This is a genomic window from Bradyrhizobium sp. 160, assembly GCF_023073735.1.
GTDB lineage: Bacteria > Pseudomonadota > Alphaproteobacteria > Rhizobiales > Xanthobacteraceae > Bradyrhizobium.
The window spans coordinates 555,854-577,075 of the sequence record NZ_JADPKD010000067.1 but is presented as its reverse complement, the minus strand read 5'-3'; the positions used below and the strand labels follow the sequence as shown (position 1 = coordinate 577,075).

Genomic DNA, 21,222 nt, shown 5'->3' with positions numbered 1-21,222 from the left:
ATGATCGACTGCGTCGAGAACCGGCTCCTGACCTCGCGCCGCGGGCTCCTGCTCGGCGGCGCCTCCTTCGCCGCCTGGGCCTACCTGCCGAAATTCGCACGCGCCGCCGACGGGCGCGATCCGCGCCTGGTCGTGGTGATCCTGCGCGGCGCGCTCGACGGGCTTTCGACCGTTGCCCCGATCGGCGACCCCGATTACGCCGGCCTGCACGGCTCGATCGCGCTCACGGCTGACGGCGCGCACCCCGCGACCATGCTCGATAGCTTCTTCGCGCTGCATCCCGCCATGCCGGAGTTCGCACGCATGTACCGCGACAAGCACGCCGCCGTGATCCACGCGGTCGCAACACCGTATCGCGATCGCTCGCATTTCGACGGCCAGGACGTGCTCGAAAGCGGCTATGCCGGCCCGGGCCGGGTGCAGTCCGGTTGGCTCAATCGCGCGCTGGAAGTGCTACCGCGCGGCGAGCGGGTATCGAGCGGCCTCGCTGTCGGCCCGACCACGCCGCTGGTGCTGCGCGGCAATGCGCCGACCGTCGGCTGGGCGCCGGTCGCGCTGCCGCAGGCCGACGACGACACTGCAATGCGGCTCGTCGAGCTCTACCGCCATCGCGATCCCGTGCTGGCGACGGCCTTGGCGCAAGGCCTTCAGCTCGACAAGGCCGCAAGCGGCGACAACATGAAGCCGAAGGGCGGCAACGCAGCCGTGCAGATGCGCCAGGTGGCGCGCGGCGCGGCAAGATTGATGGCGGCCGACGATGGTCCGCGCATCGCGGCGCTCGCCTTCGACGGCTGGGACACGCATGCCAACGAAGGCGGGCCTGTGGGGCGTCTCGCCTTCCTGCTTGGCGGCCTCGACGGCGCGCTCGCCGAATTCGAAAGCGGGCTCGGCGAACGCTGGCGCGACGCCGTGGTCGTCGTCGCCACTGAGTTCGGCCGCACCGCGCGCATCAACGGTACTGATGGCACCGATCACGGCACGGGAACGATCGCGCTGCTCGCCGGCGGCGCGGTGATGGGCGGCCGCGTCATCGCCGATTGGCCCGGCCTCAAGCTTGCCAACCTCCACGAAGGGCGCGACCTCAAGCCGACCACCGATCTGCGCTCCGTGATCAAGGGCGTGCTGCAGGACCAGTTCGGCCTTTCGGATCGCGTGCTGGCGGAGACGGTGTTTCCAGATAGCGCCGCCGCAAAGCCGATGAAGGGGCTGGTGGCGTAATATCAGCCCGTCATTTCCGGGGCGCGCGTAGCGCGAACCCGGAATCGCAAAATGGATTCCGGGCCCGCGCTTGCCGCGCGCCGGGGAATGACGCGATAATGATGCGACATCAGGAGATCACCGCAATGTACATCGCCATGAACCGGTTCCGCGTCGCCAAGGGCTCCGAGGCCGCTTTCGAGCAGGTCTGGCTCACGCGCGACACTCATCTGGACAAGGTGCCGGGCTTCGTCGAATTCCATCTGTTGAAGGGCCCCGAGCTCGAAGACCATACGCTCTACGCCTCGCACACGGTGTGGGCGAATTACGCGGCGTTCGAGGCGTGGACCAAGTCGGAAGCATTTCGCGCCGCGCATCACCGGGCTGGCGACAACAAGCCGCTCTATCTCGGCCATCCTCAGTTCGAAGGTTTTGAGGTGATGCAGACGGTCGGCGGGGGCGCGAAGTGACGCTGCCATAAAAAAATGCGGCCCCTGTCAGACGCGGCGACTGACGGGGACCGCTTGGGGCGCTTGATCGGTGACGGGGGAGCCTGACCAGACGCAGGTGCAGCGTAGTTCCGCTGTGTTACGCGCGGGTGACAGGCAGGAATTATCCACAGGATCTGCCTGCGAAGATTAGAAGATCTTGCGATAGACGATGAAGCCGGAGCGCTCCGCGACCTTGTCGTACAGTCGCTGCGCGGTGACATTGGTCTCGTGCGTTTGCCAATAGACGCGCGGCGACCCCGCCAATTTCGTCCGCTCATACACACCATAGATCAGCGCCGAGGCAACCCCCTTGCCGCGCGCTGCCTCGCGCGTGAACAAATCCTGCAAATAGCAGGACGGCTCGATCGCGGTGGTGCTGCGATGGAAGAGATAATGCGTCAGTCCGAGCAATTGGCCGTCGCTCTCGGCGACCAGCGCATGCACCGGCTCATAGGCGTCGAAGAAACGCTGCCACGTCATGCGCGTGATCTCGGGCGCGAGCGCGGTCGGGCCCGAACGGCCGTAGAAGGCGTTGTAGCCGTCCCACAGCGGCAGCCATTGTTCGTAATCCTGCTTCGTGACGGAGCGAATGGTGAGGGACATCTGATATTCCTGGGCTCGGAGGATGCGAACGGCCGGTGAGGCATCCTTGATACGAGATTATCGCGCTGCCGATCAATCCTGCTGTCGCATCACTCTGCAACGCGCAAAGAGCGGATCAGCCTTCGGTTCGCCGGATCGCGCAGCGAGCGGTAGTAGTCGGCACGCGCGGGCGCGTCGGTGTGGCGCACGAGGTCGGTCACCGGCGTGTAGCTCAGCATGCGGCCGCCGTCGGGCAGCGCGGTGCAGACGAAACGCAGCACCTCGCCGTTGCGCAAGGCGATGTTGATCGGCCTGGCATCGCCGATCCGCACCATCTCCATGCGTTGCGCGATGAAGGTGCCGAGCTCGTCCTCGGGCAGCTCGAACGCCCCGGTATCGCGGCCGTGATACATCAGCGCGATGAAGGGCGGCTTGCCGTCGGCGATCTGGTCAGGCACCGCAAAATAATCGCGGAACGCGCGGTTGATGAATTCGGCTCGGGTCTCGGCATCGAGCAGCACGACGCCGATATCGATCTGGTCGAGCGCGGCCGACAGGCGCGCGGCGGTCGCGTGGCTCTGGCGCTCGCCCGCGAACGTGCCGAGCAGCCGCTCGCGCATCAGGACGGTGACGGCTGCGGTGCCGGCGGCCGCGATTGCCAGCAGGCCGAGCCGGACCAGGTCCGCGATGCCATATCCGGAGACGCCATGCTGGTTGAGGAAGAGCAGCGCCGCGCCGGTGACCGCGATGGCTGCGCTGGTCACGGCGGAGGCGAGACCCGACAGCGTGCCGGCCAGCGCCACGATGCAGACCAGCAGCGGCGCAGCGGAGGGAGCGGGGATGAAGGGATCGAACAGCGTCGACAGGAGCAGCGTCGCTGCCGTCAGCACCGGACCGGAGATCGCACGCCACCCGAGCCGCATGGGCCAGTCTCGCTCCTCCTGAACGAGGCAACGCAGCAACACTGGCTCATCGTTGCGCAGATGCGATGCGATTTCGCGCGGCGCGCTTAAGAGACCCTTGCCGCGAAGCGCAAATCTTTCGGATGATTTTAGACCAAGTGCGAGTGCCTGAGGCGCTGTTGCAGCGACGGTGCATTCAGCGTCGAGGTGCCCGAGCTCTTGCGCATGCCGGTGAAAATCAACAGCGACGCCGCGACCAGGATGGCCGCAGTCAGCGTGATTGCAACGACTACCACAGGTGACTTCATCGAGGTCCTGTCGCAATGCCGGTCGGCAAGGGCCGCACGGCGCCTTGAAGGCTGGTCCAGGATGAAACGGGAATCAGATCGGCAGGCCCATCGCCATGGTCGCCTTGGTCGACATGACCGTCAGCGTGACGATCAGGCACAGCGAGAGCGCGGCGACGGCGAGCGAGGCCGCGACCGCATTGGTCAGCCGGGAAGACGCGACGGTGGCGGATCGGCCCTGGAAGCCTGCCGTGCCGGACGCCCGAATCATGGGTCTAAATCCTTCAACACGCGAGCGAATCACCCGCAACGCGGGACAATTTCACCGTTTCAACGGGCAACATTGCGGCGGCCGTCGCGCCGAAAACGGCGAGATTGCGGCAAAGACGACCCTTGTGCCCGCTATTCGCCAGCGGGGACTAGCCTGTCAGGCGCCCACGGCGATGCTGGCGGGGTCGTCGACGTCGGCCGGGCGCCAGTCCATCGTGACGAAGCCGGGCGCAGATTCGACGCGCTTCAGCCAGTCCCGGATCGCCGGAAAGGTCGAAAGGTCGAAATCGCAGCGATCGGCGAGGTGGGTGTAGCCGTAGAGCGCGATGTCGGCGACCGTCAGCTGGCGCGCGGCGAAATAGGCGTTGGTCTTGAGATGGTTCTCCATGACCTGGAGCGCGCCATAGCCGCGCTCCATCCAGTCCTCGAGCGAATGGGTCTGGAGATCGCGGCCGCCCTTGACCAGCGACAGCCAGAAATAGGCCGCGCCGATGTTGGGCTCGAGCGCGTGCTGTTCGAAGAACATCCATTGCAGCGCCTCGGCGCGGTCGATGCGGTTCTCCGGCGCGAGCGGCGTGCCGACAGCGACGTACCAGAGGATGGCGTTGGACTCGGCGAGATAGCGGTCGCCGCCAACCTCGAGCAGCGGCACCTGGCCGGACGGGTTCTTCGCCAGAAAGTCCGGCGTGCGGCTCTCGCCGCGCAGAATGTCGACCTCGATGGCTTCGTAGGGCACGTTGAGCAGCGCCAGCGCAAGGCGGACCTTGTAGCTGTTGCCGGAGCGCTGCATCGAATAGAGCTTGTACATTCTGGGAGTTCGTTTCCGAGGATGGGAAGGCGCGGCGCTGGCTGCCCTGCAGCGCGGCTAAACAATGATGCCGATGCGAATCCGCCGCAAGAGCCAGCCAATAGAAAAACTCGAAATCCCTACCGCACTGCAACGGTGCGGAAGATCATTTCCGCGCGACCGCGCAAACGAGATCACGCTTGCGTTAGAGCACGGGCGCGTTGCGTCGGCTATTCGTGAACTCGGCGACGATCGCATGCGATTTGGATGCAGCGCGCCGTCATGCCCAGGCTTGTCCTGAGGCATCCACGTTCGTCGTGCGCGCGGCTAGGCGTGGATGGCCGGGACCCGGCTACGCCAAGGCTTCGCCGTTTGGGCCGGCGAAACTTCAGCAAAGACGGCAAGCCCGGCCATGAGAGGAAGCGACAAATTGCTCCGAGGACAAGCCTTGCCGGATATGAGGGATTCGGCGGGCAAAGTTGCGGAACATTGCGGTAATCGCTGCTCGAAACGCTGGAAATCCGTAAACTTCTGCGAGATCGGGCCGAAGTTTCTTGCGGTGCAGCGGCTCCCGTTTTAGGGTGGCTCATTCCCACAATCGGAGTCGTGAGGCGAAGGGCTTCACGACGCTTGTCAGGAGATGACGATGTCCTTCCTTGCCGCTGCGCTCGACCGTGTGAAGCCGTCCGCGACCATCGCGGTCACGGATAAAGCACGCGCGCTGAAAGCGGCGGGCCGCAATGTCATCGGCCTCGGCGCCGGCGAGCCCGATTTCGACACGCCCGCCAACATTAAGCTGGCGGCGATCCGCGCTATCGAAGCCGGCAAGACCAAGTACACCGCGGTCGACGGCATTCCCGAGTTGAAGGAAGCCATCATCGCCAAGTTTCAGCGCGAGAACGGCGTCACCTACAAGCCGAACCAGGTCATCGTCGGCACCGGCGGCAAGCAGGTGCTCTACAACGCGCTGATGGCGACCATCAATCCGGGCGACGAGGTGATCATTCCCGCGCCCTATTGGGTCAGCTATCCTGAGATGGTGGCGCTCGCCGGTGGCGAGCCAGTGCCGGTGGTCTGCACCGCTGCGACAGGCTTCAAGCTTCAAGCCGAAGCGCTGGAGCGCGCGATCACGCCCAAGACCAAATGGGTGATCCTGTGCTCGCCGTCGAACCCGACGGGAGCTGCCTACACCAAGTCCGAGCTGAAGGCGCTCACCGACGTGCTGCTCAGGCATCCCCACGTCTGGGTGATGACCGACGACATGTACGAGCATCTCGTCTATGACGACTTCCAGTTCACCACGGTCGCGCAGGTCGAGCCGAAACTCTACGACCGCACGCTCACCGTGAACGGCGTGTCGAAGGCCTATTGCATGACCGGCTGGCGCATCGGCTATGCCGGCGGTCCGGCGCAGCTGATCAAGGCGATGTCGACGATCCAGTCGCAGTCGACCTCCAATCCTTCGTCTATTGCGCAATGGGCTGCGGTCGAAGCGCTGAACGGTCCGCAGGACTTCATCCCCGCCAACAACAAGGTATTCAAGGAGCGCCGCGACCTCGTCGTCTCCATGCTCAATCAGGCCAAAGGCATCGAGTGCCCGCGGCCGGAAGGGGCGTTCTACGTCTATCCGTCCTGCGCCGGCACGATCGGCAAGACCGCGCCGTCGGGCAAGGTGATCGACAATGACGAGACGTTCGTCACCGAGCTGCTGGAAACCGAAGGCGTCGCCGTGGTGCAGGGGTCGGCTTTCGGCCTGGGACCGGCGTTCCGCATCTCCTATGCGACCAAGACTTCGGACCTCGAAGACGCCTGCAAGCGCATCCAGCGCTTCTGCGGCAATCTGCGGTAAGCGCGCAGCAAGGACGTGACATCAAAGGGCCCGCGGTTAGTGGGCCCTTTTTTCTGTCGCCTGCGCGCGATCTGGCCCCACCACAACTATTGTGGCATAGACCATCATGCGGCGTGTGCCGCGCCTTCCTGCTCGCACCATCATCGCCGGAGACGTTTCATGCGCCGTTCGTTCCTCCTCTCCGGGCTCGCCGCCGCAAGCCTTGTTGTCTCCGTCGCTGCCGCCGGCGCGCAGCAGCGGATGGCGCGGGTCGGCGTGCTCGAGTGCCGCGGCGGCGCCAGCGTCGGCTTCATCGTGGGATCGGTGACCCATCTCGGCTGCGTGCTGCGCGCCGATGGGCTGCCCGACGACCGCTACGTCGCGACCATCCGCAAAGTCGGTCTCGACATCGGCATCACCCAGGAGACGGCGCTCGCCTGGGGCGTGTTCGCGCCGGTCGACCGGCTCGGCCCCGGCGATCTCTCCGGCAATTACGCCGGCGCGCAGGGCAGCGCCTCAGTTGGCGTCGGCCTAGGGGGCAACGTGCTGGTCGGCGGCTCCAACAATTCGATCGCGCTTCAGCCGCTCAGCCTGCAGGGCCAGGTCGGCCTCAACATCGCCGCTGGTTTGGAGAGTCTGGAACTCCGTCCGGGCCGCTGATTGCCGTCAATTCTAACTGCACCGGCGGCGGCTCGCCTCTCCCCGTCGCGGCGAGGTGGAACGCTCGGACCGATAATCGTACCAATCGTCAAGAGTTGAAGTCTTAATCCAGCCGACGACGCACCGCAGCGACGTTTGATGCTTGCCAAATCTCGGGGACGGGCAGAGCATCTGCGCTGCCGACCCAATCATGGGCCGAGCTCCACAAAAAAGGAGACGGCGAATGGGACAGGACGTCAGAAGTCCCCGAGGTCCACGGTGCATTGCGCTGGTGGGCCCATTCCAAAGCGGTAAAACCACGCTTCTCGAAGCAATCCTGGCGCGAACGGGCGCAATCCCACGCGCCGGCAGCGTCGATGCCGGAACTTCTGTCGGTGACGCCACGCCCGAGGCCCGTCATCACAAGATGACCGTCGGCCTGACTGCCGCCACCACGACCTTCATGGGCGACAGTTACACCTTCCTCGACTGTCCCGGTTCCGTTGAATTCGCCTATGACATGCGCGCCGTGCTGCCTGCGGTCGACGCCGCGGTCGTGGTCTGCGAGGCCGACGAGAAGAAGCTGCCGCAGCTTCAGATCATCCTGCGCGAGCTGGAAGAGCTGAAGATCCCGCGTTTCCTGTTCCTCAACAAGATCGACCGCGCCACCGAGCGCGTGCGCGAGAGCCTCGCAACGCTACAGCCCGCCTCGCGCGTGCCGCTGGTACTGCGCCAGATCCCGATCTGGAATGGCGAGCTGATCGAGGGCTTCGTCGATCTCGCGCTCGAGCGCGCCTTCATCTATCGCGAACACAAGGCCTCCGAGGTGATCGCGCTCGAAGGCGGCAATCTCGACCGCGAGAAAGAGGCCCGCTTCTCGATGCTGGAGAAGCTCGCTGATCACGACGATGCGCTGATGGAGCAGCTTCTCGAGGACATCCAGCCGCCGCGCGATGCCGTGTTCGACGATCTCGCCCGCGAATTGCGCGAAGGGCTGATCTGTCCGGTGCTGCTGGGCGCCGCCGCGCGCGAAAACGGCGTGCTGCGCCTGATGAAGGCGCTGCGCCATGAGGCGCCGGGTGTCGCGGAGACCGCAAAACGTCTCGGCGTTCCCGAGACCAGGGATGCGCTCGGCTACGTCTTCAAGACGTTGCATTCGCAGCATGGCGGAAAATTGTCGCTGACGCGGCTGCTCGCCGGCCATCTCGACGACGGCGCCACGCTGCAATCCTCTTCCGGCGGCGCGGGACGCATCTCCGGCATCCTCGCCGTCAATGGCGCCTACGACACCAAACGTGCCTCGGCCGAAGCCGGCGACACCGTCGCGCTTGCCAAGCTCGATCCCGTGAAGACCGGCGACACTGTCTCGAGCGGCAAGACCCCGCCGGCGGCGCTCGTCACCGTGGAGCCGACGCCGCCGGTGCTCGCGATCTCGATCGCGGCGACCGATCGCAAGGACGACGTGAAGCTCGGCCAGGCGATGGCCCGCCTGCACGAGGAGGATCCCTCGCTGGTTGTTGTCCAGAACGCCCGGACCCACGACACCGTGCTGTGGGGCCAGGGCGAAATGCATCTGCGAGTCGCCGGCGAGCGGCTGCGCGACCGCTTCGGCGTCAAGGTCACCTCGCACCCGCCCGCGATCGGCTATCAGGAGACCATCCGCAAGCCGATCGTCCAGCGTGGCCGCCACAAGAAGCAGTCCGGCGGTCACGGCCAGTTTGGCGATGTCGTGCTCGAAATCCGGCCGCTGCCGCGCGGCGATGGCTTCAAGTTCGCCGAAAAGGTGGTGGGCGGCGCGGTGCCGCGCAACTACATCCCCGCGGTGGAGGAAGGCGTCGTCGACGGCTTGGCGCGCGGCCCGCTCGGCTTCCCCGTCACCGACGTGCAGGTGACGCTGACCGACGGCTCCTATCACAGCGTCGATTCGTCGGACCTCGCCTTCCGCACGGCGGCACGGATCGGGCTCAACGAGGGCCTGCCGCAATGCCAGCCGGTCTTGCTCGAGCCGATCCACATGGTCGAGATCGTCTGCCCGACCGATGCCACCGCCAAGATCAACGCGATCCTGTCGGCGCGGCGTGGCCAGATCCTCGGCTTCGACACCCGCGACGGCTGGAGCGGCTGGGACTGCGTTCGCGCCATGCTGCCGGAAGCCGAGATCGGTGAGCTGATCGTCGAGCTGCGCTCGGCCACCGCCGGCGCCGGCAGCTTCACCCGCCAGTTCGACCACATGGCCGAAGTGACTGGCCGCGCCGCCGATCAGATCATTGCCGCTCATCAGCACGCGGCGTGATCTATTCGGGAAGCACAGTCCTCTCACTCCCTCTCCCCGCCCTTGCGTGGAGAGGGTGAGACGCTGGCTTGCCACCCTTTATTGCAAAGAGAGAGACAGCGAGCGCATAAAGCCCTTGCGGTCGGCCTCGTGTGATGTATTTTACATCATTGTGTATGTTCCAGATGTTATTTATAGGTTCTGATACGTGAGGCCACGGTGATCACGTCGTTCCAGATGCGGGCAGCGCGGGCGCTGCTCGGCATTGACCAGAAAACCCTGGCCGAGCTCGCCGGCGTTTCGCTGCCGACCATCCAGCGGATGGAAGCCAGCACCGGCAATGTTCGCGGCGTGGTCGAGACCCTGATCAAGGTGGTCGAGGCGTTCGATCGGGCGGGCGTCGAGCTGATCGGCGAGCAGGCCCGCAGCGACAGCGGCGGGCGCGGCGTTCGCCTCAAGCAGCCGGGGCCGCCGCGGCGGGTGGGGGCATGATCGGGCGTTGATCATGCTCGGGATCAGGATGGGCTAGCGCATCGTCGCACCTCGGCAACACGGGACGCACGATGCTTCGGAGCATCGTGGGGCATGAGCATCACAAGCGATCACGCGGGCAGACTGCATCAGCTTCGCCGGCCGACTTTTGCCGAATTGTATTTGCCAAAGCTCGTCACCGTCTGGCGTGAGGGATACGGCGCCGCGGACTTTCGCGCCGACGTCTTCGCCGGCCTCACGGTCGCGATCGTGGCGTTGCCGCTGTCGATGGCGATCGCGATCGCATCGGGCGTGACACCGGACCGCGGCCTCTACACCGCCGTTATCGGCGGCTTCATCGTGTCGATGCTCGGCGGCAGCCGTTTCCAGATCGGCGGACCCGCGGGCGCTTTCATCGTCCTGGTTGCGGTGACGGCCGAGCGGCACGGCGTCGAGGGCGTGATCCTCGCCACGCTGATGGCGGGGCTGTTCCTGGTGGCGGCGGGCCTGTTGCGGATCGGCACCTACATCAAGTTCATTCCCTATCCCGTGACCGTCGGCTTCACTGCCGGCATCGCCGTCATCATCTTTGCGAGCCAGCTCCGCGATCTCGGCGGCATCACGCTTGCGGGGAAAGAGCCCAGCGAATTCGTCCCGAAACTCGTTGCACTCGCCGGCGGCCTCACCACCGTCAATCCAGCCGCCGTCGCGGTCGCGATCGTCAGCATCGTCATCATTGGCGTGTTGCGTCGCTGGCGGCCGTCCTGGCCCGGCATCCTGATCGCGGTCGTGTTTGCGGCGATCGCAACTGCCGTATTGTCGCTGCCGGTCGAGACCATCGGCTCGCGCTTCGGCGGCATTCCGCGGGAATTGCCGTCGCCGGCGCTGCCCGCCTTCTCGCTTGAGAAGGCAAGGGCGGTGCTGCCGGATGCGATTGCGTTCGCGCTGTTGGCGGCGATCGAATCGCTGCTATCGGCAGTGGTGGCCGACGGCATGACCGGACGCCGCCACCGTTCCAATTGCGAGCTGGTGGCGCAAGGCGCCGCCAATATCGGCTCGGCGCTGTTCGGCGGAATCTGTGTCACCGGCCTGATCGCGCGCACCGCGACCAATATCCGCGCTGGCGCGCGCGGGCCGCTCGCGGGGATGCTGCACGCGCTCTTCCTGCTGTTGTTCATGCTGATCGCGGCGCCGCTCGCAAGCTACATTCCGCTGGCTGCGCTCGCCTCCGTGCTCGTCGTCGTGGCCTGGACCATGGCGGAGAAGCACGAATTCGCGACGCTGCTGCGCTCGTCATGGGGCGATGCCGTCGTGCTGCTCGCGACCTTCCTGCTCACGATCTTCCGCGATCTCACCGAAGGCATCCTGGTCGGCTTCGCGCTCGGCGCGGTGCTGTTCATCCATCGCATGGCGGAGATGACGGGCATCGAGGAGCGCACGCCGCTCGTGGCCGCCGATCGCCCCGACGACGGCAACGGTTCGCGCGTTCCCTACGATCCCGCGCTTGCGGTGGACCGCGACGTGCTGGTCTATCGCATCACCGGCGCGTTCTTCTTCGGCGCCGCCTCTGCGATCGGAAGCGTGCTCGACGGCATCGCCGACCGGCGCAAAGCCTTCGTGGTCGATTTCGCCGCGGTGCCGTTCCTGGACTCCACCGCGGCCAACGTGCTCGGGCGCGTCGCTGCGAGGGCTCATCGCCAGGGCATCAGGCTGTTCATCACGGGGGCCTCGCCAGCGGTTCGCCGCGCTCTGCTCACCCATGGCGTGACGCCGCCGCGTGCGCGCTATCGCCAGAGCCTCGCGCGCGCGATTGCTGACATCAAGAGCTCTGCAGCCGATGAGGCTGCCGCGAGCTGACGGCGCCGTGGCGATGCGGCGCTCGTGCGCTTGACAGAGCCTTCGGGACGCGAAATGGATCGCCTTCCATATCGCTTGAGGGAAGGACGACCGTGACCAGGGCTCCCGCCGCTTGTCTGATCGGATGGCCGGCGGCGCATTCGCGCTCGCCGCTGATTCATCATTACTGGCTGCGCACGCTCGGGATCGAGGGCGGCTACGTCATCGAGGCCGTCCCGCCCGAGGATTTGCGCGACTTCGTGCTGCGGCTGTCGCTGCGCGGCTTCGTCGGCGCCAACGTCACCATCCCGCACAAGGAGGACGTGCTGGCGCTGTCGAAACCCGATGCGCGCGCAACGGAGGTGGGTGCCGCCAATACGCTGTGGTTCGAAGACGGCGAGCTGCACTCGACCAATACCGACGTCGAAGGCTTCATCGGCAACCTCGATGCCAGCGCGCCCGGCTGGAATGCGGCTGAGGAGGCGCTGGTCCTCGGGGCCGGCGGCTCCTCGCGCGCGGTCGTGTTCGGACTGCGCGAGCAAGGCATCAAGCGCATCCATCTTGCCAATCGTACCATCGCGCGGGCGGAGGCGCTGGCAAGTCTGTTTGGGCCAAAGGTGCATCCTGTGACATGGGACAGCATCAACGACGTGCTGCCGCGTGCAAAACTTCTCGTGAACACGACCTCGCTCGGCATGCACGGCCAGCCTCCGCTCCATCTCGATGTGGCGCGCCTGCCGCAGGCGGCGGTGGTCGCCGATCTCGTTTATGTCCCGCTGGTGACGCCGCTGCTTGCGGCAGCCAAAGCGCACGGCCTGAAGACCGCCGACGGGCTCGGCATGTTGCTGCACCAGGCGGTGCGCGGCTTCGAGCTGTGGTTCGGCCGGCGTCCTCAAGTCACCGCCGAGCTGCGCGCGCTGGTCGAGGCCGATCTCACAAAGACTTGAGAGAATGGCGCGGCTGTTCCGGAGTTCTATCTCCGTGGGGACAACCGGAGACCGTCATGTCTGTTCAACGCGCAACTTTCACACGTCCACTTCTCGCCATCGCGATGGTGGCCCTCTCGACCTACTGCGCCGTCGCCCAGAAAGCGCCGGTGCCGACGCGTGTCCGCGGCACGATCGAGAGCGTCAATGGCGACACCATGCAGGTCAAGTCGCGCAGCGGCGAAGACTTCAAGCTTCACATCGCCGCTGATGTGAACGTCTCAGGCATCACCAAGATCTCACTCGCCGACATCAAGCCGGGTTCGTTCATCGGCGCCACCACCGTGCCGGGGCCGGACGGCAGCCAGAACGCGGTCGAGGTCCACGTGTTTCCGGAGAGCATGCGCGGCACCGGCGAGGGCTCGCGGCCCTGGGACCTTAAGCCCAACTCCAGCATGACCAATGCGACGGTCGCCGAGAGCGTGGTCGGCAATGACGGCCACACGCTGCTGGTCAAGTACAAGGACGGCGAGAAGAAGGTGTTCGTTCCCGACAACACGCCGGTAGTGACCTTGGTGCCCGGCGACAAATCCGATCTGAAGACCGGTGCCAAGGTCATCGCCTTCATGAAGCAATTGCCGGACGGCTCCTTCGAGACCAACCGCGTCAGCGTCGGCCGCGACGGCCTGACGCCGCCAATGTGAGGGGGAGCGGTCGCCAGATCTCCGCCGGGACGACGGTTGTGAGTGCTGCTGCATCTCGCCGGGCAGGGGGCAAAGGCGGGCTCGCGCCGTGCCCACGTCGTCTCTCAACTTGGAACGAAGGAGGGCACGCTTCCGCCTTGCGCGTCGAGCTACGGTGGACAAGCGCCCTGCCACCCTACGACGCTACGGTGCTGCTGCAATGATATGATCGTCGATCTCGTCGATCCGGTTGACGCCGCACAGGCCCATGGTCGTGAGCAGCTCGTTCTGGATGATATCGATCGCTTTGGCGACGCCGGCCTGGCCGCCAGCCCCCAGGCCATAGGCATAGGCGCGGCCGATCATGCAGGATTTGGCGCCGAGCGCGAGCGCGCGCATCACGTCCTGGCCGGAGCGGATGCCGCCGTCGAACATGATCTCCATCTTCTCGCCGACCGCGTCCGCAATCTCGGGCAGCACCTCGATCGATGACGGCGCGCCGTCGAGCTGCCGGCCGCCATGGTTGGAGACGACCAGGGCCTGCGCGCCGGTCTTGGCGGCTTCCTCGGCATCCTCGACGTCCAAAATGCCCTTGAGGATGAGCTTGCCCGGCCAGATGCTGCGGACCCACTCGACGTCCTTCCAGTTCAGCGAGGTGTCGAACTGCGACGCGGTCCATTCGGCGAGGCGGTTGAGATCCTCAGTGTTCTTCACGTGGCCGGCGATGTTGCCGAAGGTGCGGCGCTTGCCTTGCAGGACACCGGAAACCCAGGCCGGCTTGCTGGCGAAATCCAGCAATTTCGAGAGCGACCATTCCGGCGGCACCGTCATGCCGTTCTTGATGTCGGCGTGGCGCTGGCCGATCACCTGAAGGTCGACGGTCAGGACCAGCGCGCTGCACTTCGCTGCGACGGCGCGCTGGATCAATTCCTTGATGAAGCCGCGGTCCTTCATCACGTAGAGCTGGAACCAGAACGGCTTCTCGACATTGGCGGCGATGTCCTCGATCGAGCAGATCGACATCGTCGATTGCGTGAACGGGATACCGGCGGCCTGCGCGGCGCGGCAGGCATGGATCTCGCCGTCTCCATGCTGCATGCCGAGCAGGCCGACAGGCGCGAGGATCAGCGGCATGGTCGAGGGCTCGCCGAGGATTGTGGTCGAGGTGTCGCGTTTGGAGACGTCGACCAGGATGCGCTGGCGGAACTTGATCGCCTGCATGTCCTCGCGGTTAGCGCGCAGCGTCTCCTCGGCATAGGAGCCGCGGTCGCAATAGTCGAAGAACGCCTTCGGCACGCGGCGCTTATGCAGCGCACGGAGATCGTCGATACAGGTGATGTGCTTCATGATCGTTTCCCCGGCCCGTCTTGCATCGGATGATTTCGGGGTCATCTAGCATGGTTGGATGCACAGCCAAATCGTTTGCCAGACCGTTTTGCAGGAGGGCGCCATGACGAGGCCGCACGCCGGACCTTCGCCGGAAGAGATCAAGGAGAAGCGCGCCCTCGAGGAAGCGCTGGAAGAAGGTCTGGAAGAGACCTTTCCAGCGTCAGATCCCGTCAATGTCACCCAGCCGCCGCCGAGCCGCGGGGACGGGCATGTGAAGCGCACCGGCTAGGGACAGGTTCCGTTCCCGTTCCGGCTTCCCAGTGCGGAAATATAATGTTAACAATGTATTATCGGGGCAGCGGCGTGCCCGGTTCCGTAATGATTTATCATATTTTTTGAAGCCAACTTAGCCGCGATGGCTTTATAAGTACTCGGCAAATCAGGGATGCGGGGCCCTTTCGGGCAGCCCGTGGTTGTAGAGGGGTCCCTGGTTGTTGCCTGGGGGACGATATGAGCCGCAAATATTTCGGGACGGACGGGATTCGGGGCCGCGCCAACGGACTGATCACGCCGGAGCTCGCGCTCAAGGTCGGCCAAGCCGCAGGGCTTGCGTTTCAGCGCGGTGACCATCGCCATCGAGTCGTGATCGGCAAGGACACCCGCCTGTCCGGCTACATGATCGAATACGCGATGGTCGCGGGCTTCACTTCGGTCGGCATGGACGTGCTGCTGGTCGGCCCGATGCCGACACCGGCGGTCGCGATGCTGACCAAATCCATGCGCGCCGATCTCGGCGTCATGATCTCGGCTTCGCACAATCTGTTCGAGGACAACGGCATCAAGCTGTTCGGCCCGCAGGGCTTCAAGCTCTCCGACGACGTCGAGAGGCAGATCGAGCAGCTGCTCGACGAATCCCTCGACAAGCGTCTCGCACAGAGCGCGAGCCTGGGTCGCGCCCGCCGCATCGACGGCGTGCATGACCGCTACATCGAATTCGCCAAGCGCACGCTGCCGCGCGATCTGTCGCTCGACGGGCTGCGCGTCGTGATCGATTGCGCCAATGGCGCCGCCTACAAGGTGGTGCCGGAGGCGCTATGGGAATTGGGTGCGGATGTGGTGCCGATCGGCGTCGAGCCCGACGGCTTCAACATCAACAAGGAATGCGGCTCCACCTCGCCGGAAGCCTTGTCGAAGAAAGTGCGCGAGATGCGCGCCGACATCGGCATTGCGCTCGACGGTGACGCCGATCGCGTCATTCTGGTCGACGAGCGCGGCCATCTGGTCGACGGCGACCAGCTGCTCGCGGTGATCGCGCAAAGCTGGAAGGAGGACGGCCGGCTGTCGCGGCCGGGCATCGTCGCCACCGTGATGTCCAATCTCGGCCTCGAGCGCTTCCTCAACGGGCAGGGGCTCGATCTCGTCCGCACGCCGGTCGGCGACCGCTACGTGCTCGAGCAGATGCTCAGCGGCGGCTACAATCTCGGCGGCGAGCAGTCCGGCCACATCATCCTGTCCGACTACGCGACCACCGGCGACGGCTTCGTTGCGGCCCTGCAGGTGCTGGCGGTGGTGCAGAAGCTGCGCCGCCCCGTCTCCGAAGTCTGCCACCGCTTCGATCCGCTGCCGCAGATCCTGAAGAACGTGCGCCACAAGGGCGGCAAGCCGCTCGACGATTCCGACGTCAAGTCGGCGATCTCCGACGGCGAGAAGCGCCTCAACGGCCACGGCCGCCTCCTGATCCGCTCCTCCGGCACGGAGCCTGTGATCCGCGTCATGGGCGAAGGCGAGGACCGCATCCTGGTCGAGGACGTCGTCGATACCATCGTCTCCGCGCTGGGCCAGGCGGCGGCATGAGGGCTCTTCGTTCTCCCCTTGCGGGAGAAGGTGGCGCGAAGCGCCGGATGAGGGGTTCTATCGCCGCCCCCAACTGCCAGAGAGACTCGCGGAGGCAGACCCCTCACCCGTCTCGCCGCTGACGCGGCGATCCACCCTCTCCCACAAGGGGTCCCACAACGGGAGAGGGTAAGTCCCGCGCATTCCAGCCATGGGCGATTGGCGGTGGATCGGCTGCAGCTTGCATCGTAATGAGCGGATGCTTCGCTGCGCCTGCCGGGATTGCTGCATTGAACAAGCCTGTCGTCGTCTCAGAGGAAACACTGACCGAGCCCGTTGTCGTCAACGACGTGGCACCCGCCAAAGCGCCAGGGCCGGTCTACGTGGTGCTCGCCGGCATCAGCGTCTCGCACTTCCTCAACGACACCATGCAGTCGCTGATCGCCTCGGTCTATCCGATCCTGAAGGACACCTATGCGCTCGATTTCGCGCAGATCGGCATGATCACGCTGGCCTTCCAGTTCACGGCCTCGCTGCTCCAGCCGGTGGTCGGGCACTACACTGACAAGAAGGCGCAGCCCTATTCGCTGGCGATCGGCATGGCCTCGACCTTCTTCGGCCTCTTGCTGCTCAGCGCCGCGCATCAATACCTCGTCATTCTCATCGCTGCTGCGCTGGTGGGTCTCGGCTCGGCGGTGTTTCACCCGGAGTCCGCGCGCATCGCGCGGCTCGCCTCCGGCGGCCGCTACGGCTTTGCGCAATCGGTGTTCCAGCTCGGCGGCAGTTTCGGCACCTCGATGGGGCCGGTGCTCGCCGCGCTCATCGTCGTGCCGTTCGGGCAGGGCAGCATCGCCTGGTTCTCTTCGATCGCCTTCCTCGCGATCCTCATCCTGTGGCGCATCGGCCGCTGGTACGCGCCGCAGATCACGGCGAAGAAGGCAGCCCCCGTTCACAGCCAGCCGGGCGGTCCGAGCTCGCGCCGTGTCGCGGTCGCGCTGCTCGTCCTGGTCGCGCTCTTGTTCTCCAAGCAGCTCTACGTGTCGAGCCTGTCGAGCTACTACATTTTCTACTTGATCGACCGCTTCGGCGTGTCGACGCAGGCTGCGCAGATCTATCTTTTCATCTTCCTCGCGGCGAACGCCGTGGGTGCGTTTCTCGGTGGTCCCTTGGGCGACCGCTTCGGCCGCAAGATCGTGATCTGGATCTCGATCCTCGGCGCGCTGCCGTTCACGCTGGCGCTGCCCTATGCCGGCCTCTATGCGAGCGCGGTGCTCAGCGTCGTCATCGGCCTGATCATCTCCTCGACGACGTCGTCGATTATCGTGTTCGCGCAGGAGCTGGTGCCGCATCGCTTCGGCATGATCTCCGGCGTGTTCTTCGGTGTCGCCTTCGGCATCGGTGGGCTGGGCGCGGCCGTGCTCGGCAAGCTCGCCGACCACACCTCGATCGCTTTCGTCTATCAGGTCTGCGCTTTTCTGCCGGCGATCGGCCTGCTTGCGGTGTTCCTGCCCAGGCTGCCTCGGCACGCGCGTTAACACATCCTCTTTTCCCCGCGTTGCGGTTCACACATCGTTAGGGAATGCGGCGAAGACAGTCGCATTTGGCGCTGCATTTTTGCAACGCTGGCGCGGCGCGCGCGTGTACGGTCAGAAAAAATCAACCTTAAAAATTAGGGTTAAGTGGCGCTTAAACATTTGGTGCCATCGTCCTCCCGTGAGTTTCCAGAACGTGAGGCGGCTGCATTTTGCCTCACCGGCCATAAGGACGAAGCCAATGCGTAGCGTTAAGTCTCTCCTCACCGCGGGTGCGGCAACCCTGATCTCGTCGATGGCATTCGCCGCCGATATGCCGATCGCGGCGCCCCCTCCGATGTACGCGCCGCCGGCCCCGCCCGCCGATTTCGGCGGCTGGTATCTGCGCGGTGATATTGGCATGACCAACCAGAGTGCCAAGCGCATCGACAGCGCCCTGCCGGCTGGGTATCAGAAGTCGACTGAGGGACTCGGCTTCGACTCTTCGCCACTGTTCGATCTCGGCGTCGGCTATCGCTTCAACAATTGGTTCCGTGCGGACGTGATCGGCCAGTACCGGGGCAAGGCTAACCTGCACGGTGCGGACAACGTCATTGGACCCGGCTTCGTCGGCACAAACAATTACAGCGGGAGCAAGTCCGAGTGGGTCGTCATGGCGAATGCCTATGTCGATCTCGGCACCTGGTGGTGCATCACCCCGTTCATCGGCGCCGGCGTCGGCGGCTCCTACAACAAGATCAGTGGCTTCCGTGACGACGGCGTTTCTTATAGCGCCGCGCTGACCCCGACTCCGAGCAACAGCGTCGCCTACTTCGCAGACAGCGGAAAGTGGAACTTCGCCTGGGCCGCTCATGCCGGTCTCGCCTACAAGGTCAATCCCGGGTTCACCGTCGAACTGGCCTACAGCTACATGAACCTCGGCGACGCGGCGCCTGGCAACTACCGCTTGTTCGACAACAGTGCCTCCGGTCCGACCTCTATCAAGATCAGGGAGCTCACCTCGCACGACGTTAAGCTCGGCGTGCGCTGGGATCTCAACAGTCCGCCGGTCTACGCGCCGCCGCCGCTCATCACCAAGGGCTGATCGGCAGCCTCATCGCTTAAAGTCTCTTAACGGCGCGGGATCATCCCGCGCCGTTTTGCTTTGCGTTTTTTTCATTGCTGACGGAGGCGGGCGCCCCGGCCGCAACCATTGGTTAAGGTTAACAAGCCATGATCACCGGTGAAAGTTCGAGTTCGATGGAGCGTTGCAATGCGTGGGCTTTTGTGGGCAGCGGTGATGTTGGGGACGGTGTCTGCCGCGCAGGCGGCCGACATGCCGGACCTGCCGATCCTGCGCGGCGGCTTCACCGATGGCCTGTCGAAGTCATCTTATCCTTGGGATGGCTTTTATGTCGGCGGCCAGTTCGGTTTCGCCACGACCGACATCGATTTCAGCCACGCGCCGAAATCGATGACCGACTTCATGCTGCGCAACAGCATCCTTCAAGAGCCGGTCGGCGGATGGTCGCTGCTGCCGAAGAACCACGTGCAGTCGACCGGGTTCGGCGCATATGTGGGTCGCAACTGGCAGATTTATGATGCCCTGATGGGCATCGAAGCCAATTACAGCTACATGAACAATATATCGAGTTCGGCCAGCGACTCCATGACGCGCATTCTCGACGGTGAGACAGCTCCGGCGGGCCATACCTATACCTATGTCACCTCGCTCGGTGGTGGCGCTTCGCTGAAGCTGAAGGATTATGCCACATTCCGCGGCCGAATCGGATGGGATGGTGGTGACTTCATGCCCTATGCCTTTGCCGGTCTGGCAATCGGGCGCGCCGAAGTTTCGCGATTCGCGACTGTGTCCTACATCAAGCATGACGACTACGATACGTCCGTCACAGTGGGCGGTGTCACCGCCACGACGCATCATCAGGACACGATTGATACGGGCGCCTGGTTGAGCGCTGAGCAGCGCGTGAACGCATTCATGTACGGATGGACCGCCGGTATAGGCGTCGAATACGCGATCTACAGCAACTTCCTCCTTCGCGCCGAATGGGAGCACGTCGGCTTCTCGAACGTGAAGGACATTTCCGTCGGCCTGAACAACTTCCGCGTGGGTGCCGGCTACAAGTTCTGATCCTCGCGCCTTCGGTTGACAACTTTCTCGCCTCCTGATGCTCTGTGGCTCCAGAGCAGGGCGGCAGCGATGAAGATCTATGGCGATAGCAATTCCGGAAATTGTCTGAAGGTGAAGTGGGTCTGCGATCATCTCGCATTGCCCTATCAGTGGATCGAGATCGACACGCGCAAGGGCGAGACGCGCACGCCGCAATTCCTGAAGATGAACGGCGCCGGCCAGGTGCCCACCGTCGCGTTCGACGACGGCCGCACGCTGGCGCAATCCAATGCCATCATCCGCTATCTCGCACGCGACAGCGCCCTCGTTCCGCGCGACGCCTTCATCGCGGCCAAGATGGACGAATGGCTGTTCTGGGAGCAGTACAGCCACGAGCCCTATATCGCTGTGTGCCGCTTCCTCCTGGTCTATCTCGGCAAGCAGGCGTCCGAGCTCGATCCTGAGAAGGTCAAGCGCGGTTATGCGGCGCTCGACCGCATGGAGCAGCATCTAGCGGCCAGCCGCTTCCTCGCCGGTGAGGCGGTTTCGCTCGCGGATGTCTCGCTGCTCGCCTATACCCGCGTTGCGCATGAGGGCGGCTTCGATCTCGGCCGCTTTGCGGCCGTCCGCCGCTGGATCGACCAGACTGAGGCCTTTCTCGGCCTTGCGCCGGCGCGCTGAGTCTGGAGTATCGCGCATGAACGCCGAAGCCGTCTCCATTCGCCGCGCGCGCCGCGACGACGTCGCCGTGATCGTTGCAATGCTCGCCGATGATCATCTCGGACGCGCGCGCGAGCGCGTGGAGGATCCGCTGCCCGCCGCCTATTACGCAGCATTCGCGCGGGTCGAGCGCGATCCCAATCTGACGCTTGTGGTCGCCGAGAGCGAGGGCAGGGTGGTCGGCTGCCTGCAACTCGCGATCCTGCCCGGCATCAGCTCGCAAGGCGGCGTGCGCGGTTTGCTCGAAGACGTCCGCGTTGCTTCCGATTGTCGCAGCCGCGGTATCGGCGAGCGGTTGGTGCAATGGGCGGTTGCGGAAGCAAAAGCACGCGGCTGCAATCTCGTCGAACTGCTGACGCATCAGACGCGCGTCGATGCGCAGCGCTTCTACAAGCGGCTCGGCTTCACGGCGAGTCATGTCGGTATGACTGTCCGCTTTTGACGCAGCGTGACGCAGGCGTTGCGCGATCAGCGGAATCGGATCGCGCATTCGTTCGTGTTAAGAGCCGGTAAACTACGCGTTCGTC

The 21,222-nt window shown here is 64.8% G+C and carries 22 protein-coding genes; 16 read left to right on the top strand and 6 right to left on the bottom strand.

All coding sequences use genetic code 11. The annotated features are described in order from the left end of the window. Entirely contained in the window at nt 1–1,218 is a 1,218-nt protein-coding gene (locus IVA98_RS30255) for a DUF1501 domain-containing protein (protein ID WP_247308331.1), read from the top strand. Between the two features lie 125 nt (nt 1,219–1,343). Continuing rightward, complete coding sequence (gene hmuQ / locus IVA98_RS30250; RefSeq protein WP_247308328.1) at nt 1,344–1,667, top strand: heme-degrading protein HmuQ; 324 nt, start codon at nt 1,344–1,346, stop codon at nt 1,665–1,667. A gap of 168 nt (nt 1,668–1,835) precedes the next feature. On the opposite strand, the gene IVA98_RS30245 is transcribed toward hmuQ, so the two are convergent. From IVA98_RS30245 to IVA98_RS30225, 5 genes are all read right to left on the bottom strand, one after another. Beyond that, complete coding sequence (locus IVA98_RS30245) at nt 1,836–2,291, bottom strand: GNAT family N-acetyltransferase (protein ID WP_247356081.1); 456 nt, start codon at nt 2,289–2,291, stop codon at nt 1,836–1,838. 89 nt (nt 2,292–2,380) lie between these two features. Next, nucleotides 2,381–3,193 carry a PAS-domain containing protein gene (locus tag IVA98_RS30240; RefSeq protein ID WP_247356080.1) on the bottom strand — a complete coding sequence of 271 codons (813 nt, stop codon included), beginning with the start codon at nt 3,191–3,193 and terminating at the stop codon, nt 2,381–2,383. A 128-nt stretch (nt 3,194–3,321) separates the two neighbouring features. Then, nucleotides 3,322–3,480, bottom strand: a complete 159-nt coding sequence (locus tag IVA98_RS30235; protein ID WP_247277516.1) for a hypothetical protein — start codon at nt 3,478–3,480, stop codon at nt 3,322–3,324. A 73-nt stretch (nt 3,481–3,553) separates the two neighbouring features. Further along, nucleotides 3,554–3,730, bottom strand: coding sequence for a hypothetical protein (locus IVA98_RS30230; protein ID WP_247308233.1), 177 nt, complete (start codon nt 3,728–3,730; stop codon nt 3,554–3,556). A 156-nt stretch (nt 3,731–3,886) separates the two neighbouring features. Further along, on the bottom strand, nt 3,887–4,537 hold the full coding sequence (locus IVA98_RS30225; protein WP_247277514.1) for a glutathione S-transferase family protein: 651 nt from the start codon (nt 4,535–4,537) through the stop codon (nt 3,887–3,889). A gap of 625 nt (nt 4,538–5,162) precedes the next feature. Here IVA98_RS30225 and IVA98_RS30220 point away from each other — a divergent pair. From IVA98_RS30220 to IVA98_RS30190, 7 genes are all read left to right on the top strand, one after another. Then, nucleotides 5,163–6,365: a pyridoxal phosphate-dependent aminotransferase gene (locus IVA98_RS30220; protein ID WP_247308230.1), complete on the top strand. Its 1,203-nt coding sequence runs from the start codon at nt 5,163–5,165 to the stop codon at nt 6,363–6,365. A gap of 159 nt (nt 6,366–6,524) precedes the next feature. Next, nucleotides 6,525–7,004 carry a DUF992 domain-containing protein gene (locus tag IVA98_RS30215; RefSeq protein ID WP_247308227.1) on the top strand — a complete coding sequence of 160 codons (480 nt, stop codon included), beginning with the start codon at nt 6,525–6,527 and terminating at the stop codon, nt 7,002–7,004. Nucleotides 7,005–7,227: 223 nt separating this feature from the next. Further along, entirely contained in the window at nt 7,228–9,276 is a 2,049-nt protein-coding gene (locus IVA98_RS30210; RefSeq protein ID WP_247356079.1) for an elongation factor G, read from the top strand. Nucleotides 9,277–9,474: 198 nt separating this feature from the next. Beyond that, nucleotides 9,475–9,747, top strand: coding sequence for a helix-turn-helix domain-containing protein (locus IVA98_RS30205; RefSeq protein ID WP_247277510.1), 273 nt, complete (start codon nt 9,475–9,477; stop codon nt 9,745–9,747). Between the two features lie 93 nt (nt 9,748–9,840). Further along, nucleotides 9,841–11,583, top strand: coding sequence for a SulP family inorganic anion transporter (locus IVA98_RS30200; RefSeq protein ID WP_247308220.1), 1,743 nt, complete (start codon nt 9,841–9,843; stop codon nt 11,581–11,583). A 92-nt stretch (nt 11,584–11,675) separates the two neighbouring features. Then, nucleotides 11,676–12,509: a shikimate dehydrogenase gene (locus IVA98_RS30195; RefSeq protein ID WP_247308218.1), complete on the top strand. Its 834-nt coding sequence runs from the start codon at nt 11,676–11,678 to the stop codon at nt 12,507–12,509. A gap of 56 nt (nt 12,510–12,565) precedes the next feature. Continuing rightward, on the top strand, nt 12,566–13,192 hold the full coding sequence (locus IVA98_RS30190; protein ID WP_247334609.1) for a hypothetical protein: 627 nt from the start codon (nt 12,566–12,568) through the stop codon (nt 13,190–13,192). Between the two features lie 183 nt (nt 13,193–13,375). Here IVA98_RS30190 and IVA98_RS30185 read toward each other — a convergent pair whose 3' ends face one another. Then, complete coding sequence (locus tag IVA98_RS30185; protein ID WP_247308213.1) at nt 13,376–14,518, bottom strand: alpha-hydroxy acid oxidase; 1,143 nt, start codon at nt 14,516–14,518, stop codon at nt 13,376–13,378. A gap of 103 nt (nt 14,519–14,621) precedes the next feature. Here IVA98_RS30185 and IVA98_RS30180 point away from each other — a divergent pair, with 103 nt between their 5' ends. The 7 genes from IVA98_RS30180 to IVA98_RS30150 all read left to right on the top strand — a co-directional run bounded on the left by IVA98_RS30180 (nt 14,622) and on the right by IVA98_RS30150 (nt 21,137). Beyond that, nucleotides 14,622–14,789, top strand: a complete 168-nt coding sequence (locus tag IVA98_RS30180; RefSeq protein WP_247308210.1) for a hypothetical protein — start codon at nt 14,622–14,624, stop codon at nt 14,787–14,789. A gap of 221 nt (nt 14,790–15,010) precedes the next feature. Next, nucleotides 15,011–16,354, top strand: a complete 1,344-nt coding sequence (glmM, locus tag IVA98_RS30175; protein WP_247308207.1) for a phosphoglucosamine mutase — start codon at nt 15,011–15,013, stop codon at nt 16,352–16,354. Between the two features lie 269 nt (nt 16,355–16,623). Further along, nucleotides 16,624–17,868 carry an MFS transporter gene (locus IVA98_RS30170; protein WP_247308202.1) on the top strand — a complete coding sequence of 415 codons (1,245 nt, stop codon included), beginning with the start codon at nt 16,624–16,626 and terminating at the stop codon, nt 17,866–17,868. A 238-nt stretch (nt 17,869–18,106) separates the two neighbouring features. After that, the gene (locus tag IVA98_RS30165) at nt 18,107–18,949 is read left to right on the top strand and encodes an outer membrane protein (protein WP_247308200.1); all 843 of its coding nucleotides are present in this window, start codon (nt 18,107–18,109) and stop codon (nt 18,947–18,949) included. 168 nt (nt 18,950–19,117) lie between these two features. After that, nucleotides 19,118–19,996 (top strand): outer membrane protein, encoded by an 879-nt coding sequence (locus IVA98_RS30160; protein ID WP_247356078.1) that lies wholly within the window; start codon nt 19,118–19,120, stop codon nt 19,994–19,996. Nucleotides 19,997–20,065: 69 nt separating this feature from the next. Continuing rightward, nucleotides 20,066–20,656, top strand: coding sequence for a glutathione S-transferase family protein (locus IVA98_RS30155; protein WP_247308176.1), 591 nt, complete (start codon nt 20,066–20,068; stop codon nt 20,654–20,656). Between the two features lie 16 nt (nt 20,657–20,672). Continuing rightward, a complete protein-coding gene (locus tag IVA98_RS30150) occupies nt 20,673–21,137 on the top strand; it encodes a GNAT family N-acetyltransferase (RefSeq protein ID WP_247308174.1) in 465 nt (154 codons plus the stop codon). Nucleotides 21,138–21,222: the final 85 nt, after the last annotated feature.